The sequence below is a fragment of the Sutcliffiella sp. FSL R7-0096 genome (genome assembly GCF_038595065.1).
Taxonomy (GTDB): Bacteria; Bacillota; Bacilli; order Bacillales; family Bacillaceae_I; genus Sutcliffiella_A.
Map to the genome: position 1 here is coordinate 1,169,604 of NZ_CP152003.1, position 15,416 is coordinate 1,185,019.

10 protein-coding genes, 17 tRNA genes and 3 rRNA genes are annotated in these 15,416 nt (G+C 45.7%); 28 read left to right on the forward strand and 2 right to left on the reverse strand.

The window, feature by feature from the left end; all coding sequences use genetic code 11:
• Positions 1-72 precede the first annotated feature (72 nt).
• On the forward strand, positions 73-627 hold the full coding sequence (locus MKY77_RS05945; RefSeq protein WP_339149360.1) for a cob(I)yrinic acid a,c-diamide adenosyltransferase: 555 nt from the start codon (positions 73-75) through the stop codon (positions 625-627).
• Positions 628-739: 112 nt separating this feature from the next.
• Entirely contained in the window at positions 740-1,174 is a 435-nt protein-coding gene (perR, locus tag MKY77_RS05950) for a peroxide-responsive transcriptional repressor PerR (protein ID WP_010198161.1), read from the forward strand.
• 256 nt (positions 1,175-1,430) lie between these two features.
• Here the strand turns inward: perR and MKY77_RS05955 are convergent, their stop codons facing one another.
• Positions 1,431-1,793 (reverse strand): YgzB family protein, encoded by a 363-nt coding sequence (locus tag MKY77_RS05955; protein ID WP_064099220.1) that lies wholly within the window; start codon positions 1,791-1,793, stop codon positions 1,431-1,433.
• A gap of 177 nt (positions 1,794-1,970) precedes the next feature.
• On the opposite strand from MKY77_RS05955, the gene MKY77_RS05960 reads away from it, so the two are divergent.
• From MKY77_RS05960 to MKY77_RS06060, 21 genes are all read left to right on the forward strand, one after another.
• Positions 1,971-2,846, forward strand: coding sequence for a nucleotidyltransferase-like protein (locus MKY77_RS05960; RefSeq protein WP_339149361.1), 876 nt, complete (start codon positions 1,971-1,973; stop codon positions 2,844-2,846).
• 380 nt (positions 2,847-3,226) lie between these two features.
• A 16S ribosomal RNA gene (locus MKY77_RS05965) occupies positions 3,227-4,778 on the forward strand.
• 202 nt (positions 4,779-4,980) lie between these two features.
• Positions 4,981-7,912 (forward strand): 23S ribosomal RNA (locus MKY77_RS05970).
• 121 nt (positions 7,913-8,033) lie between these two features.
• Positions 8,034-8,150: ribosomal RNA gene (gene rrf / locus MKY77_RS05975) — 5S ribosomal RNA — on the forward strand.
• The 16S, 23S and 5S rRNA genes sit together here with 17 tRNA genes alongside, the layout of an rRNA operon.
• A gap of 9 nt (positions 8,151-8,159) precedes the next feature.
• Positions 8,160-8,234, forward strand: a tRNA-Asn gene (locus MKY77_RS05980).
• 7 nt (positions 8,235-8,241) lie between these two features.
• A tRNA-Ser gene (locus MKY77_RS05985) sits at positions 8,242-8,333 on the forward strand.
• An 8-nt stretch (positions 8,334-8,341) separates the two neighbouring features.
• Positions 8,342-8,416: transfer RNA gene (locus MKY77_RS05990), tRNA-Glu, on the forward strand.
• A 39-nt stretch (positions 8,417-8,455) separates the two neighbouring features.
• A tRNA-Val gene (locus MKY77_RS05995) sits at positions 8,456-8,531 on the forward strand.
• Between the two features lie 33 nt (positions 8,532-8,564).
• Positions 8,565-8,641, forward strand: a tRNA-Met gene (locus MKY77_RS06000).
• Between the two features lie 3 nt (positions 8,642-8,644).
• A tRNA-Asp gene (locus MKY77_RS06005) sits at positions 8,645-8,720 on the forward strand.
• Positions 8,721-8,740: 20 nt separating this feature from the next.
• A tRNA-Phe gene (locus tag MKY77_RS06010) sits at positions 8,741-8,816 on the forward strand.
• 37 nt (positions 8,817-8,853) lie between these two features.
• Positions 8,854-8,929, forward strand: a tRNA-Thr gene (locus tag MKY77_RS06015).
• A 7-nt stretch (positions 8,930-8,936) separates the two neighbouring features.
• Positions 8,937-9,020: transfer RNA gene (locus MKY77_RS06020), tRNA-Tyr, on the forward strand.
• 33 nt (positions 9,021-9,053) lie between these two features.
• Positions 9,054-9,127: transfer RNA gene (locus MKY77_RS06025), tRNA-Trp, on the forward strand.
• Between the two features lie 13 nt (positions 9,128-9,140).
• Positions 9,141-9,216 (forward strand) — tRNA-His (locus MKY77_RS06030).
• 51 nt (positions 9,217-9,267) lie between these two features.
• Positions 9,268-9,342 (forward strand) — tRNA-Gln (locus MKY77_RS06035).
• Positions 9,343-9,347: 5 nt separating this feature from the next.
• Positions 9,348-9,422 (forward strand) — tRNA-Gly (locus MKY77_RS06040).
• A 9-nt stretch (positions 9,423-9,431) separates the two neighbouring features.
• A tRNA-Cys gene (locus tag MKY77_RS06045) sits at positions 9,432-9,505 on the forward strand.
• A gap of 36 nt (positions 9,506-9,541) precedes the next feature.
• Positions 9,542-9,630, forward strand: a tRNA-Leu gene (locus tag MKY77_RS06050).
• A 24-nt stretch (positions 9,631-9,654) separates the two neighbouring features.
• Positions 9,655-9,738 (forward strand) — tRNA-Leu (locus tag MKY77_RS06055).
• 3 nt (positions 9,739-9,741) lie between these two features.
• A tRNA-Gly gene (locus MKY77_RS06060) sits at positions 9,742-9,815 on the forward strand.
• 125 nt (positions 9,816-9,940) lie between these two features.
• Here the strand turns inward: MKY77_RS06060 and queG are convergent.
• Positions 9,941-11,086 carry a tRNA epoxyqueuosine(34) reductase QueG gene (gene queG / locus MKY77_RS06065; protein WP_339149362.1) on the reverse strand — a complete coding sequence of 382 codons (1,146 nt, stop codon included), beginning with the start codon at positions 11,084-11,086 and terminating at the stop codon, positions 9,941-9,943.
• Between the two features lie 193 nt (positions 11,087-11,279).
• Here queG and MKY77_RS06070 point away from each other — a divergent pair, with 193 nt between their 5' ends.
• The 5 genes from MKY77_RS06070 (at position 11,280) to trmL (ending at position 15,258) form a co-directional block, all read left to right on the forward strand.
• Positions 11,280-11,951 (forward strand): phenylalanine--tRNA ligase beta subunit-related protein, encoded by a 672-nt coding sequence (locus tag MKY77_RS06070; protein WP_339149363.1) that lies wholly within the window; start codon positions 11,280-11,282, stop codon positions 11,949-11,951.
• Between the two features lie 56 nt (positions 11,952-12,007).
• Positions 12,008-12,364 (forward strand): nuclease-related domain-containing protein, encoded by a 357-nt coding sequence (locus tag MKY77_RS06075; RefSeq protein ID WP_339149968.1) that lies wholly within the window; start codon positions 12,008-12,010, stop codon positions 12,362-12,364.
• Between the two features lie 201 nt (positions 12,365-12,565).
• Entirely contained in the window at positions 12,566-12,952 is a 387-nt protein-coding gene (locus MKY77_RS06080) for a hypothetical protein (RefSeq protein ID WP_339149364.1), read from the forward strand.
• An 848-nt stretch (positions 12,953-13,800) separates the two neighbouring features.
• Entirely contained in the window at positions 13,801-14,691 is an 891-nt protein-coding gene (locus MKY77_RS06085) for an amidase domain-containing protein (protein WP_339149365.1), read from the forward strand.
• 66 nt (positions 14,692-14,757) lie between these two features.
• Positions 14,758-15,258 (forward strand): tRNA (uridine(34)/cytosine(34)/5-carboxymethylaminomethyluridine(34)-2'-O)-methyltransferase TrmL, encoded by a 501-nt coding sequence (gene trmL / locus MKY77_RS06090; RefSeq protein WP_339149366.1) that lies wholly within the window; start codon positions 14,758-14,760, stop codon positions 15,256-15,258.
• The last annotated feature ends 158 nt before the right edge of the window (positions 15,259-15,416 follow it).

A 15,416-nucleotide genomic window follows, 5' to 3' on the forward strand; every position in this document is an offset into this window, starting at 1 on the left:
TTGATGGACTTGCAGGTGTTTTTTTGCTATAAGGAAAGTAGAGTATAAATTTGAGTGAGGGGAATGGGGAAGATGAAGATATATACGAAAACAGGAGACAAAGGGCAGACCTCTTTAGTGTACGGACAAAGAGTGGATAAAAATCATGTTCGTGTAGAAGCATATGGTACATGTGATGAGGCGAATTCAATGATTGGACTCGCGGTAGCCTACTTGCACGAGGAGAGCTTCGCTCGTAAAGAAGAGCTTTTGCGATCATTCTCCAACATTCAGACGATTCTGTTTCACGTCGGAGCGGAACTTGCCACACCTGCAGGGAAAGAAGTGAAATGGAAGCTGACGGAAAAGCATGTGAAAAGTTTGGAAGACGAAATGGATGAACTCGACGCTACATTATCTCCTTTGAAGAATTTTATATTACCGGGCGGGTCCAAAGGGGGAGCAGCGTTACATAGTGCACGAACCATTGTCAGAAGAGCGGAAAGATCTGCTGTTGGCTTGAACGATGAGCTTTCCCCAAATGTACTTGCATACTTGAATCGGCTTTCTGACTATCTGTTTGTCGTAGCGCGCTATGTGAACAGTCAATTAAAAATGGAAGAACCAGTTTTAAAGCCAGAGGTTTAAAAAATTGATTTCAACATATAAGTAATAACATTGACAAAAATATCAATATCACGGTACACTAATTATAAATATTATAAAGTAATAATCTTTATGAAAAGTGAGGTGCATGACTGTGGCAAACGAACAATTAAAAGAAGCGCTCGAAACGCTAAAACAAACTGGAGTTCGCATAACTCCACAGCGTCATGCGATTTTAGAGTATCTAATTCAATCAATGTCCCATCCGACAGCTGACGATATATACAAAGCACTTGAAGGAAAGTTTCCAAACATGAGTGTGGCGACAGTTTACAACAACCTGAGAGTTTTTCGAGAAGTTGGTCTTGTAAAAGAATTGACCTATGGAGACAACTCCAGTCGCTTTGATTACGTGACAACCGACCATTATCATCTTATCTGCGACGAATGCGGCAAAATTGTCGACTTCCATTATCCGGGTCTTGATGAAGTGGAAGCATTGGCTGCCCATGTTACTGGATTCAAAATTGCTCGCCATCGCATGGAAATTTACGGAGTTTGTCCTGAGTGTGACAAAGGCGCCCATTGATAAAAGGGTACAGTTGATGGAACATCGGGCATTTCAACTATAATAAAAGCTCTGTTAAAGCATACTGTTGATTTTTGCAGCAACCTAACCTAGCTGTTAATTGGAGCTATCGGCGAAGTCTCCTTAGGGAGATAGCGTTTCAGGGGAGACCCCGAGGCGCAAGCCGAGCAGGCTCCCCAAACGTCCCTAGGAAAGCGAAGCCTAGTGCGGAAATCAACAGCGGTGTTTAACAAAGCCATAAAAAAAGCTGATAGGATCAAATCCTATCAGCTTTCTTTTTTGAATTATAGTCTTCGTTGAACTCTTTTCCTTCAAGAGAAGGGTCCATTGTCAACGGTTCATTACAATACATGCACATGTCCACACGCCCAAGTACTTTGGTATGCTTCCCGCAATTGGGGCAAACTACCTGTATGGCTTTTGTCGAAAGCATCCCGATCCAAAAATAAACGACCGTGGAGCCGACAATGCACAAAAGACCCAACAGCATAAACAGCGTCATGACGAGCATATTCCCTTGAAAGAAAATACCTATATACATAACAAAGAAACCGATGAAGACGAGACTGAGTGCAAAAGTTCTAATTTTATTTATTTTACTGGAATATTTACGAGCCATAGCCACTACCTCCTAAAACATTATAATAGCATAAAATGATTGCAAATGGAGTGCGTTCGGCATACATATTGATTTTCGGAAGTTGACGGAATGTTCTGGATTACAATTAATAAAAAGGTTTTTAATAGAAAGTGTCGAATAATAGGGGAAACCCTTTTAAATATGGAGGTCTCTAAGATGGAAGATTTACTTCGTCCTATCTATCAAGAACGCGCAAGTCAATCCAACACGCAAGGAATCTTAATGATAGAAAAGAAAAATCCTGTTAGCCCTAATACAGATAAATTTGATGTAATCCTCTTTATGGTTGTAAAAGAACTTGAGGAATCCTTATATGTGAAACACTACGAGCTACTTCAAAAGAAAGCGGCCCTCTACATCGCAAGTGAACAACAGCTTGAACAGTGGATTACCCTTGGAACAAATCGAAGGGTGATTGACTGGATCATCAACGGGAAAGTCCTGTTTGATCGAAATGAGTTCATTTACTCTCTTAGAAGTAAGTTGCTCGATTTTCCCTTGGAAGACCGAAAACTGAAAATAGGACTTGAATTCGCTAAATTGATAAGAAGATATCTGGAAGGGAAAGACTTTTTTGACTCCAAGCATTATATCGATGCTTACAATCACATCGTACACTCACTTCATCACTTGGCAAGGCTTGCGGTCATCGACCATGGATTTCATCCTGAAATTACGGTGTGGAATCAAGTAAAGAAAATAGAACCGGAAATCTACAAGTTATATGAAGAATTGATTCAAGGGGATGAGCCGATCGATAAAAGGTTGGAGCTCTTGTTCCTTGCCAATGAGTTTATGATTTACTCCAGAACTCGAACAGGTGCCAAACATCTAATGGAAGTATTGGAAGAAAAAGAAGAGGCGTGGTCGTACAATGAAATGCTCCACCATCCAAAATTACGTATGTATTCTGTAGATCTAAGTGTCCTGGTGGAGTATTTGGTGGAAAAAGGATTCTTACAGGTGGAGAAAAAAGAAACAAAAGGCAATGGGGTATACCACCGTCAATATCAAGTTGTTCCTGAAAGGTAAATGGTAGAGGATGCAATTACTGAGGCTCCTGCAGAGAGGTATTCTCTAAGGGAGCTTTGACCTTTTGGTACATACGAAAAATTATTTTAAAAAAGTTTAAAAGAGATATTGACGGTCGATGATATTACATGGTATATTATTATTCGTCGCCGCAAGAGAAAAGCTTGCAAGCGACAATGAGAAAAAAGAAATTAAAAAAACATGTTGACTTAAACTAGCGAAACATGTTATATTAATAAAGTCGCTTCTGAGCGGCGGGTTGATTGAAATGATCTTTGAAAACTAAACAAAACAACAGCGTCATAACGTTAATCCTACGAGATTAACAAAATGATTTAAGTAACACAAGCTAGCAAATTTTGAGCAAAAGCTCAGACTCTTTATTGGAGAGTTTGATCCTGGCTCAGGACGAACGCTGGCGGCGTGCCTAATACATGCAAGTCGAGCGGACCTTTTAAAAGCTTGCTTTTGAAAGGTCAGCGGCGGACGGGTGAGTAACACGTGGGCAACCTGCCTGTAAGACTGGGATAACTTCGGGAAACCGGAGCTAATACCGGATAATATAAGGAACCTCCTGGTTCTTTATTGAAAGATGGTTTCGGCTATCACTTACAGATGGGCCCGCGGCGCATTAGCTAGTTGGTGAGGTAACGGCTCACCAAGGCGACGATGCGTAGCCGACCTGAGAGGGTGATCGGCCACACTGGGACTGAGACACGGCCCAGACTCCTACGGGAGGCAGCAGTAGGGAATCTTCCACAATGGACGAAAGTCTGATGGAGCAACGCCGCGTGAGCGATGAAGGCCTTCGGGTCGTAAAGCTCTGTTGTTAGGGAAGAACAAGTGCGAGAGTAACTGCTCGCACCTTGACGGTACCTAACCAGAAAGCCACGGCTAACTACGTGCCAGCAGCCGCGGTAATACGTAGGTGGCAAGCGTTGTCCGGAATTATTGGGCGTAAAGCGCGCGCAGGTGGTCCTTTAAGTCTGATGTGAAAGCCCACGGCTCAACCGTGGAGGGTCATTGGAAACTGGGGGACTTGAGTGCAGAAGAGGAAAGTGGAATTCCAAGTGTAGCGGTGAAATGCGTAGAGATTTGGAGGAACACCAGTGGCGAAGGCGACTTTCTGGTCTGTAACTGACACTGAGGCGCGAAAGCGTGGGGAGCAAACAGGATTAGATACCCTGGTAGTCCACGCCGTAAACGATGAGTGCTAAGTGTTAGAGGGTTTCCGCCCTTTAGTGCTGCAGCTAACGCATTAAGCACTCCGCCTGGGGAGTACGGTCGCAAGACTGAAACTCAAAGGAATTGACGGGGGCCCGCACAAGCGGTGGAGCATGTGGTTTAATTCGAAGCAACGCGAAGAACCTTACCAGGTCTTGACATCCTCTGACACTCCTAGAGATAGGACGTTCCCCTTCGGGGGACAGAGTGACAGGTGGTGCATGGTTGTCGTCAGCTCGTGTCGTGAGATGTTGGGTTAAGTCCCGCAACGAGCGCAACCCTTGATCTTAGTTGCCAGCATTCAGTTGGGCACTCTAAGGTGACTGCCGGTGACAAACCGGAGGAAGGTGGGGATGACGTCAAATCATCATGCCCCTTATGACCTGGGCTACACACGTGCTACAATGGACGGTACAAAGGGCAGCAAAACCGCGAGGTCGAGCCAATCCCATAAAACCGTTCTCAGTTCGGATTGCAGGCTGCAACTCGCCTGCATGAAGCCGGAATCGCTAGTAATCGCGGATCAGCATGCCGCGGTGAATACGTTCCCGGGCCTTGTACACACCGCCCGTCACACCACGAGAGTTTGTAACACCCGAAGTCGGTGGGGTAACCTTTTGGAGCCAGCCGCCTAAGGTGGGACAGATGATTGGGGTGAAGTCGTAACAAGGTAGCCGTATCGGAAGGTGCGGCTGGATCACCTCCTTTCTAAGGAATGTACGCTTGTTGTTTTGTTTAGTTTTGAGAGAGCATTCTCTCTAAATAGGCAATTCTTACGAATTGTCATAGTTGTTCCTTGAAAACTAGATAATGTAACTAATATCAAGATATTCACAAAATATCGTTCATCTTAGTAATTTTCTTTATAGATATCATCGCTGATATCGACACATGACCAATTTTGGTCGACGGTTAAGTTATTAAGGGCGCACGGTGGATGCCTTGGCACTAGGAGCCGATGAAGGACGGGACTAACACCGATATGCTTCGGGGAGCTGTAAGTAAGCTTTGATCCGGAGATTTCCGAATGGGGAAACCCACTGCTCGTAATGGAGCAGTATCTTTACCTGAATACATAGGGTAATGAAGGCAGACCCGGGGAACTGAAACATCTTAGTACCCGGAGGAAGAGAAAGCAAACGCGATTTCCTGAGTAGCGGCGAGCGAAACGGAATTAGCCCAAACCAAGAGGCTTGCCTCTTGGGGTTGTAGGACACTCAACATGGAGTTACAAAGGAACGGGGTAAATGAAGCGATCTGGAAAGGTCCGTCATAGAAGGTAAAAACCCTGTAGTTGAAACTTCGTTCCCTCCTGAGTGGATCCTGAGTACGGCGGGACACGAGAAATCCCGTCGGAAGCAGGGAGGACCATCTCCCAAGGCTAAATACTCCCTAGTGACCGATAGTGAACCAGTACCGTGAGGGAAAGGTGAAAAGCACCCCGGAAGGGGAGTGAAATAGATCCTGAAACCGTGTGCCTACAAGTAGTTAGAGCCCGTTAATGGGTGATAGCGTGCCTTTTGTAGAATGAACCGGCGAGTTACGATCCCGTGCAAGGTTAAGTCGAAGAGACGGAGCCGTAGCGAAAGCGAGTCTGAATAGGGCGAATGAGTACGTGGTCGTAGACCCGAAACCAGGTGATCTACCCATGTCCAGGGTGAAGTTCAGGTAACACTGAATGGAGGCCCGAACCGACTCACGTTGAAAAGTGAGCGGATGAGGTGTGGGTAGGGGTGAAATGCCAATCGAACCTGGAGATAGCTGGTTCTCTCCGAAATAGCTTTAGGGCTAGCCTCATGTGTTAGAGTCTTGGAGGTAGAGCACTGATTGGACTAGGGGTCCTCATCGGATTACCGAATTCAGTCAAACTCCGAATGCCAAAGACTTATCCATGGGAGTCAGACTGCGAGTGATAAGATCCGTAGTCAAGAGGGAAACAGCCCAGACCGCCAGCTAAGGTCCCCAAGTATACGTTAAGTGGAAAAGGATGTGGAGTTGCTTAGACAACCAGGATGTTGGCTTAGAAGCAGCCACCATTTAAAGAGTGCGTAATAGCTCACTGGTCGAGTGACTCTGCGCCGAAAATGTACCGGGGCTAAACGTATCACCGAAGCTGCGGACTGTTCTTACGAACAGTGGTAGGAGAGCGTTCTAAGGGCGTTGAAGCTAGACCGTAAGGACTGGTGGAGCGCTTAGAAGTGAGAATGCCGGTATGAGTAGCGAAAGAAGGGTGAGAATCCCTTCCACCGAATGCCTAAGGTTTCCTGAGGAAGGCTCGTCCGCTCAGGGTTAGTCGGGACCTAAGCCGAGGCCGAAAGGCGTAGGCGATGGATAACAGGTTGATATTCCTGTACCACCTCCACTCCGTTTGAGCAATGGGGGGACGCAGAAGGATAGGGTAAGCGCGCTGTTGGATATGCGCGTCTAAGCAGCAAGGCTGAGAAGTAGGCAAATCCGCTTCTCATTAAGGCTGAGCTGTGATAGCGAGGGAAATATAGTACCGAAGTTCCTGATTTCACACTGCCAAGAAAAGCCTCTAGCGAGGAGTATGGTGCCCGTACCGCAAACCGACACAGGTAGGCGAGGAGAGAATCCTAAGGTGAGCGAGAGAACTCTGGTTAAGGAACTCGGCAAAATGACCCCGTAACTTCGGGAGAAGGGGTGCTCTGTTAGGGTGTTAAAGCCCGAGAGAGCCGCAGTGAATAGGCCCAGGCGACTGTTTAGCAAAAACACAGGTCTCTGCGAAGCCGTAAGGCGAAGTATAGGGGCTGACGCCTGCCCGGTGCTGGAAGGTTAAGGGGAGAGGTTAGCGCAAGCGAAGCTTTGAACCGAAGCCCCAGTAAACGGCGGCCGTAACTATAACGGTCCTAAGGTAGCGAAATTCCTTGTCGGGTAAGTTCCGACCCGCACGAAAGGCGTAACGATCTGGGCACTGTCTCAACCAGAGACTCGGTGAAATTATAGTACCTGTGAAGATGCAGGTTACCCGCGACAGGACGGAAAGACCCCGTGGAGCTTTACTGTAGCCTGATATTGAATTTTGGTACAGCTTGTACAGGATAGGTAGGAGCCTGAGAAGCCGGAGCGCTAGCTTCGGTGGAGGCGTCGGTGGGATACTACCCTGGCTGTATTGAAATTCTAACCCGCAGCCCTTATCGGGCTGGGAGACAGTGTCAGGTGGGCAGTTTGACTGGGGCGGTCGCCTCCTAAAGAGTAACGGAGGCGCCCAAAGGTTCCCTCAGAATGGTTGGAAATCATTCGCAGAGTGTAAAGGCACAAGGGAGCTTGACTGCGAGACCTACAAGTCGAGCAGGGACGAAAGTCGGGCTTAGTGATCCGGTGGTTCCGCATGGAAGGGCCATCGCTCAACGGATAAAAGCTACCCCGGGGATAACAGGCTTATCTCCCCCAAGAGTCCACATCGACGGGGAGGTTTGGCACCTCGATGTCGGCTCATCGCATCCTGGGGCTGTAGTCGGTCCCAAGGGTTGGGCTGTTCGCCCATTAAAGCGGTACGCGAGCTGGGTTCAGAACGTCGTGAGACAGTTCGGTCCCTATCCGTCGTGGGCGCAGGAAATTTGAGAGGAGCTGTCCTTAGTACGAGAGGACCGGGATGGACGCACCGCTGGTGTACCAGTTGTCTTGCCAAAGGCATAGCTGGGTAGCTACGTGCGGACGGGATAAGTGCTGAAAGCATCTAAGCATGAAGCCCCCCTCAAGATGAGATTTCCTTTTACTTCGGTAAGTAAGATCCCTGAAAGATGATCAGGTAGATAGGTTCGAGGTGGAAGCATGGCGACATGTGGAGCTGACGAATACTAATCGATCGAGGACTTAACCCAACAAATGAAATAAGTGAACGATATGAATATCTTGATACGAACACATTATCTAGTTTTGAAGGAATAAAAAAGATGAAAAAACATCTTGATTTTCTTCAAAGATATATTATAATAATATTTGTCTGGTAATGATGGCGAAGAGGTCACACCCGTTCCCATACCGAACACGGAAGTTAAGCTCTTCAGCGCCGATGGTAGTTGGGGGATCTCCCCCTGTGAGAGTAGGACGTTGCCAGGCTGGTATTAATCCACCATAGCTCAGCGGTAGAGCATTCGGCTGTTAACCGAAGGGTCGTAGGTTCGAATCCTACTGGTGGAGCCAATTATATGGAGAGCTGTCCGAGTGGCCGAAGGAGCACGATTGGAAATCGTGTAGACGGTCAACGCCGTCTCAAGGGTTCAAATCCCTTGCTCTCCGCCATTATCTTTGGCCCGTTGGTCAAGCGGTTAAGACACCGCCCTTTCACGGCGGTAACACGGGTTCGAATCCCGTACGGGTCACCATAGTTTTTTCACGACAGTGAAAATAACTTTCCTTACATAGGAGGATTAGCTCAGCTGGGAGAGCACCTGCCTTACAAGCAGGGGGTCGGCGGTTCGATCCCGTCATCCTCCACCATCTTAATTCATAACATACCTTAATTAATACTATCGCGGGGTGGAGCAGTTCGGTAGCTCGTCGGGCTCATAACCCGAAGGTCGCAGGTTCAAATCCTGTCCCCGCAACCAAATGGTCCCGTGGTGTAGCGGTTAACATGCCTGCCTGTCACGCAGGAGATCGCCGGTTCGATCCCGGTCGGGACCGCCATTTCTTTGAAAATTAAATTAGGCTCGGTAGCTCAGTTGGTAGAGCAATGGACTGAAAATCCATGTGTCGGCGGTTCGATTCCGTCCCGAGCCACCATGATTTTTTCACAAAAGTGAAAGGATCACCATATAATGCCGGTGTAGCTCAGTTGGTAGAGCAACTGACTTGTAATCAGTAGGTCGTGGGTTCGACTCCTATCGCCGGCACCAGGAATATGGAGGGGTAGCGAAGTGGCTAAACGCGGCGGACTGTAAATCCGCTCCTTCGGGTTCGGCAGTTCGAATCTGCCCCCCTCCACCATTTCTTTTGAAAAGTAGTAACAAATTGTTTTATAGGGGCATAGTTTAACGGTAGAACAGAGGTCTCCAAAACCTCCGGTGTGGGTTCGATTCCTACTGCCCCTGCCAATTAAAAATTATGGCGATTGTGGCGAAGTGGTTAACGCACCTGATTGTGGTTCAGGCATTCGTGGGTTCGATTCCCATCAGTCGCCCCATATTTTATTCATGATCGACTTTAAATAAGTCGTTTTTATTTCCGGTTTTATTGGGCTATAGCCAAGCGGTAAGGCATCGCACTTTGACTGCGACATGCGTTGGTTCGAATCCAGCTAGCCCAGCCATTTTTGCGGAAGTAGTTCAGTGGTAGAACACCACCTTGCCAAGGTGGGGGTCGCGGGTTCGAATCCCGTCTTCCGCTCCATACAATTTAGGTGGCATAGCCAAGTGGTAAGGCCAAGGTCTGCAAAACCTTTATCACCGGTTCAAATCCGGTTGCCACCTCCAATTTTATTAAAATAATTATTCATATATACGAGACAAGCCGGGGTGGCGGAACTGGCAGACGCACAGGACTTAAAATCCTGCGGTAGGTGACTACCGTACCGGTTCGATTCCGGTCCTCGGCACCATTTGAATAATTATTGATTGAGTATGCCGGTGTGGCGGAATTGGCAGACGCGCACGACTCAAAATCGTGTTCCTCTGGAGTGCCGGTTCGACCCCGGCCACCGGTACCAATCGCGGGTGTAGTTTAATGGTAAAACCTCAGCCTTCCAAGCTGATGTCGTGGGTTCGATTCCCATCACCCGCTCCATACATAACTTTTCAAGACTTCAACCATTTGGTTGAAGTCTTTTTTTGACTGTTCGGCTCCTTCCTGATTACATACAAAAAGCCACAAAGCACATCAATTCATTGCTTTGTGGCTTTTTGTTAATTTTATTCTACAAGCATGGCAATTCCTTTTTCGAGTTCTTTTAATACATCAGGATCTTGTTCTGTTGTTAGGTGGTTTTTTAAGACCTCCAAGGTTTGAGGTTGAGGGTCCCCGATTCTGCCTATCGCCCAGGCTGCAGTACCTCGTATCACTGGTCGTGGGTCATTCTTTATAAGACTTAAAAGATCAGGGATAGCAGAAGTATCTTTATAATGGGCAAGGGCTATGATGGCATTACGTTGTATCGGCTTTTTGCCTCGCCAAGACCCGGATATTTTACCGAAGTTCTCTTTAAATTCCCTATTAGAGATGGTGAGAAGCGGTTTGAGTTTTGGTTTGACGATCTCAGGGTCCGGCTCCATTTCTGGATGTAGATGAAAGTCCTTGCCTTTGTTTTCTGGACATACAGTCTGACAGGTGTCACAGCCGTATAACCTGTTTCCAAGTTTTGTACGGTATTCTTCAGCCAGAAACCCTTTCGTCTGTGTTAGAAAAGCTATGCATTTATTTGAATCGAGTTGTCCACCTTGAACGAGAGCTCCTGTAGGGCAGACTTCGACGCATTTATTACAGGTCCCACAGTTGTCTTCAAGGGGTGTGTCGGGCTCAAAGGGTATGGTGGTAATCATTTCCCCTAAATACACGTAGGAGCCAAATTCAGGGGTTATAATGGCACAGTTCTTTCCACTCCAACCAATACCTGCCCGTTCCGCAACAGCCCTATCACTGAGCTCTCCGGTATCTACCATTGATCTCATTAAAGCATGTGGGCTTTTTTCTTTAATAAACGTTTCTAATAATCTTAGTTTCTCACGTAAGATGTCATGGTAGTCCGTTCCCCATGAAGCACGACAAAATATCCCACGTCGATCTTCCCTGGTACTACGTGGTGCGTTTTTCATTTTTGAAGGGTAAGCAAGGGCGATTGCAATAATGCTTTTAGCTTTGGGAACCAAAAGTTCAGGTTTGGTTCGTTTTTCAATGTCTGGCTCTTCAAACCCTGATTGATAGTTGAGCTCCTGTTGGGTTTTTAACCGTTCTTTTAGCCCGGTGAACACTCCAGCACTTGCAAATCCGATCTTGTCAATGCCGATTTGTTTACTGTAGGCAATGATTTCTTCTTTTAGTTTCCTGTTTTCCTCATTCAATGTGAACACCTCCTTTGTTTTGGTGTGATTTTTTTGCCACTCTATATTTTATCATATTATTTAAATGTAGTATTTTGTTTGATGTATCTAATTATATCCAGTTTTTAAGGAAGGTAAATAAGTGGGGCAAACAAGTGAAGGGCTTAGAACTGTGATACAATTACCATAATAATGAAAAGAAAGGTTGGGCTAAATGAGAGTAACGGTTGCAGAAAATGTATTAGATAGAATAGTCTCTGGGAAATACGGTATCATCATTTATAACGATATTACAGTAGGTTCGTCGCCACAGATGTTAAAAGGTAGAATTCGTCTTTTTCAGGAATCTCTTCATTTGGATTTAGAAGATAAGGAGATGAAAGATATACCGGGGGTGGCGGAGTGGCGTTCTGTTTTCAAGGCGACAGGGTCAGATCCGTCTAGGTATCGTCCATCCGTCGAGGCGTTGTACCGTAGAATTAAAAAAGGACAATTCCTTGAGCCATTCAATTCTGCTGTTGACTTAAATAATTTCTTTTCTTTAAAATATGAAATCCCATTTGGTATATATGATGTTAGTAAGTTAGATGGGGATGTTACGGTAGTTGTCGGGGACGATTCGGCAAGTTACGAAGGATTAAATGGACGGGAAATAAGCCTGAATAAGATGCTCCATACAAGTGATGAGGCAGGTCCGTTTGGGAGTCCATTTGTTGATAGCCGAAGAACGGCTGTTTCAGAAGGGACAACTTCTGCGCTGCATGTCGTGTATTTCAAGCCTTCTATGGAAATAAGTGAGTGTAGAGAGATGCTAGGTGCGATAAGCGAGATGTTCCTGCAGGTTCATGGTGGAACAAGCGAGTCTTGGGTTTTGGATAAAAAGTAGGTAATTAGGTTTGCCTGCTTTTTTATAATATTTTTATGGGAGTGATGTGGTTGAGTATGATGATGAAAGAGCGTATGGAACCAGGTGAGCTGAAATTATTAAGGATACTGAAAGCTCGCGGTGGCCTAGTGGATGATAGTCGTTTTTGGAATCTGGAAAAAGGTTATCAGGGCGAGGTTCTTTTTGATAAATGGTTTTCTTTCATGGATGGCGAGTGGATTATTGTAAATGATCTGCTGCTCGACCATGGTGGCAGTGTTTTTCAGATTGATTCTCTTGTAATTGGAGAAGAGAGGGTTTACCTCTTTGAAGTGAAGAATTATGAAGGTGACTTCTATTTAGATGATGGTAAGTGGCTCTCCATCAGCCAGAATGAAATTAAAAATCCTTTGTTACAAATGCAACGATGTTAAATTGCGTTAAGACAACTCCTAAGAAGCCTCGGATATCAATCCCCCATAGAATCAACCCTCTTTTTCATGAATCCAGAGTTTACCCTCTTTAATTGTTCACCAAATTTACCTATTGTGTTTTATTCCCAGATGAATCGATATTCTAAAAAATTAATGAAGCAATCCCCCAGTACTGGAAGGTTACATGTGAGGCACTCTCGCTTGGCTGAGAAGCTGTGCGAACTGCATATTGAAAAGTCGTCATATGAGCGCTTGCCCGAGTATAAGTATGAGGATTTGCGGAAAGGGATTGTTTGTGCTGGGTGTGGGGGGATGGGGGCCACCACTATATCAAAAGACAGGAAAGTAATTGTCTGTTCTTTATGCAGTTTCAAAGAAAAATTTGTAAATACCGTTTTAAGAACAATAAATGAATTTGAAATTTTGTTTCCCGGTCAAAAAGTCACTTCAAAGATAATCCATGATTGGTGTGGAGATTTGATTACAATTAGGAGTATACAAAGAATTCTTGTAAAGCATTTTAGACAAGTGGGGCACGGTAAATCTTCGCAATATGTGAGGACAAGCAAAATGATATGGCATAAATAATAAGAATTTACTAGCTCGAAACATATGGAACCACCAGAACTCGAAAACAGCGTAAGTCAGTCGTCATAGAGGCCGTATGGAAACCACCAGGACCCGATAAAAGGGAAAGTCAGTCGTCATAGAGGCCGTATGGAACCACCAGGAACCGAAAAAAGGGAAAGTCAGTCGTCATAGAGGCCGTATGGAACCACCAGGAACCGAAAAAAGGGAAAGTCAGTCGTCATAGAAGCCGTATGGAACCACCAGCACCTGAAAAAAGGGAAAGTCAGTCGTCATAGAGGCCGTATGGAACCACCAGGACCTGAAAAAAGGGAAAGTCAGTCGTCATAGAGGCCGTATGGAACCACCAGCACCTGAAAAAAGGGAAAGTCAGTCGTCATAGGGGCCGTATGGAACCACCAGAGCCCGAAAAAAGGGAAAGTCAGTCGTCATAGGGGCCGTATGGAACCACCAGCACCTGAAAAAAGGGAAAGTCAGTCGTCATAGGGGCCGTATGGAACCACCAGCACCCGAAAAAAGGGAAAGTCAGTCGTCATAGAGGCCGTATGGAACCACCAGGACCCGAAAAAAGGGAAAGTCAGTCGTCATAGAGGCCGTATGGAACCACCAGCACCCCAAAACAAAAAAAAGTCACTCGTCAAAGAGAAGTATGGAACCATCAGAGAGCTATTTAACTCCCAACACAAATTATCAAGAGTGCTTCCCACCACAAAACAAACATAATTACCCAAAGATCTTCAATCAAAACCAAAAACCAATCCCTAATTACCTCAATTCTTTTCAACAAACCCAAGCCCCCCACATAAACATATCTACAAGGACCATCACCCAAGAGGAGGGGCAAGCCCATGAGGGAACAGCTAAAAGCGCATATACAAGATCGACTCGACACTTATGTTTTTAAAAGCAAGACCACTAACAGAACTATCATCAATGAAGAAACCATCAGGCAAAAGCAAGAAGCGCATAAAAGAAGGGGAGCAGAGATAGTTAAGTGCAGTGCGTCGGCCAAGATCCATTCCATTCATGAGGATCAGCAGCAACGGGAGGCCAACATTTTATATGAGATTCACATCCGTTACCTCATAAAGCAAAAAGAAAATCTTTATATTGAGGAAGAAGCCGATCAGCGATATTCTGAATGGATCGATGGTGAGCTCATACAAGACTTCTCCGTCCAGGATGAGGGGGATCGGACTTCTCCGAGGTTCATTCCCCCACAAGAGGAGGAGGAGCAACAGGCGCCTCTCCGTTTTAAATATAGTCGGATGGAGGCGGTGAAGTACGCAGAGCAGTATTGGAACAGCTATAATCCGCAGTTCAAGAAGTTCGAGGTGAATTGCACCAACTACATTTCACAATGTCTGTATGCTGGCGGGGCTCCGATGGTGGGGTATCCGAAGAAATCTGGCGGTTGGTGGATGCGGAATAATGATTGGAGTTATACGTGGGCAGTGGCCCATGCCTTAAGGTGGTATTTACCTAATGCCAAGCAAGGTCTGAAGGCGAAAGAAGTGAACTCCGCCACTGACCTTAGGCCGGGGGATGTTATTTGCTATGACTTTGAGGGAGACGGACGGTTCGACCATAACACGATTGTGGTGGCGAAGGATGAGAATGGTGAGCCGCTTGTTAATGCGAACACGTATAATTCCCGGATGAGGTATTGGAAATATGAGGATTCAACGGCATATACACCGAATATCAAATATAAATTTTTCCACATTCAGGACCGGTAATAGGTACTTGATTCCATTGCGATAAAAAGGTATTGTTGTAGAGGATGAAAGTGAAAGAAATACGAGGTGACGATTGTGGGATTACATGTGGTATTATATCAACCAGAGATTCCGGCTAATACAGGTAATATTGCTAGGACTTGTGCAGCAACGAATACGACGCTTCATTTAATCAGACCGCTCGGCTTTTCGACGGATGATAAGATGTTGAAGCGTGCGGGGTTAGATTATTGGGAATTTGTCAATGTGGTTTATTATGATTCGTTGGATGAGCTGTTTGAAAAAAATGAAGGGGCGGAGTTTTTCTATATTACGAAGTTCGGGATGAAGCCGCACACCTCATTTGATTATAGTAAGCTGGATAAGGATTATTTCTTTGTTTTCGGAAGGGAGACGACTGGTTTACCTAAAGATTTGATCCAGAATAATTTGGACCAGTGCTTGCGTTTGCCGATGACGACAAATGTAAGGTCTCTGAATCTGTCCAACACGGCCGCGATCTTAATATATGAAGCGTTACGTCAACAGGAGTATCCGAATCTTTCTTTGGAGTTCCCTGAAGAATAACAACTAAAGAGAAGCCCTCCATTTCGAGCAAAAAGCTGAAAAGGAGGGCTTCTTTATTTATGCCAATTACTTTTTACGTGTACCTGGACGTTCGTTGTATCCTGCAGTGAAAATGGCTGTTAGGAATGCAATGCATACGCCTAGAATTAAGATGCCTG

Coding starts and splice junctions, on each gene's coding strand:
- MKY77_RS05945 (WP_339149360.1), top strand. CDS start 73: ATGAAGATATATACGAAAACAGGAGACAAAGGGCAGACCTCTTTAGTG.
- MKY77_RS05955 (WP_064099220.1), bottom strand. CDS start 1,793: ATGGCTCGTAAATATTCCAGTAAAATAAATAAAATTAGAACTTTTGCA.
- MKY77_RS05960 (WP_339149361.1), top strand. CDS start 1,971: ATGGAAGATTTACTTCGTCCTATCTATCAAGAACGCGCAAGTCAATCC.
- MKY77_RS06070 (WP_339149363.1), top strand. CDS start 11,280: ATGAGAGTAACGGTTGCAGAAAATGTATTAGATAGAATAGTCTCTGGG.
- MKY77_RS06075 (WP_339149968.1), top strand. CDS start 12,008: ATGATGATGAAAGAGCGTATGGAACCAGGTGAGCTGAAATTATTAAGG.
- MKY77_RS06085 (WP_339149365.1), top strand. CDS start 13,801: ATGAGGGAACAGCTAAAAGCGCATATACAAGATCGACTCGACACTTAT.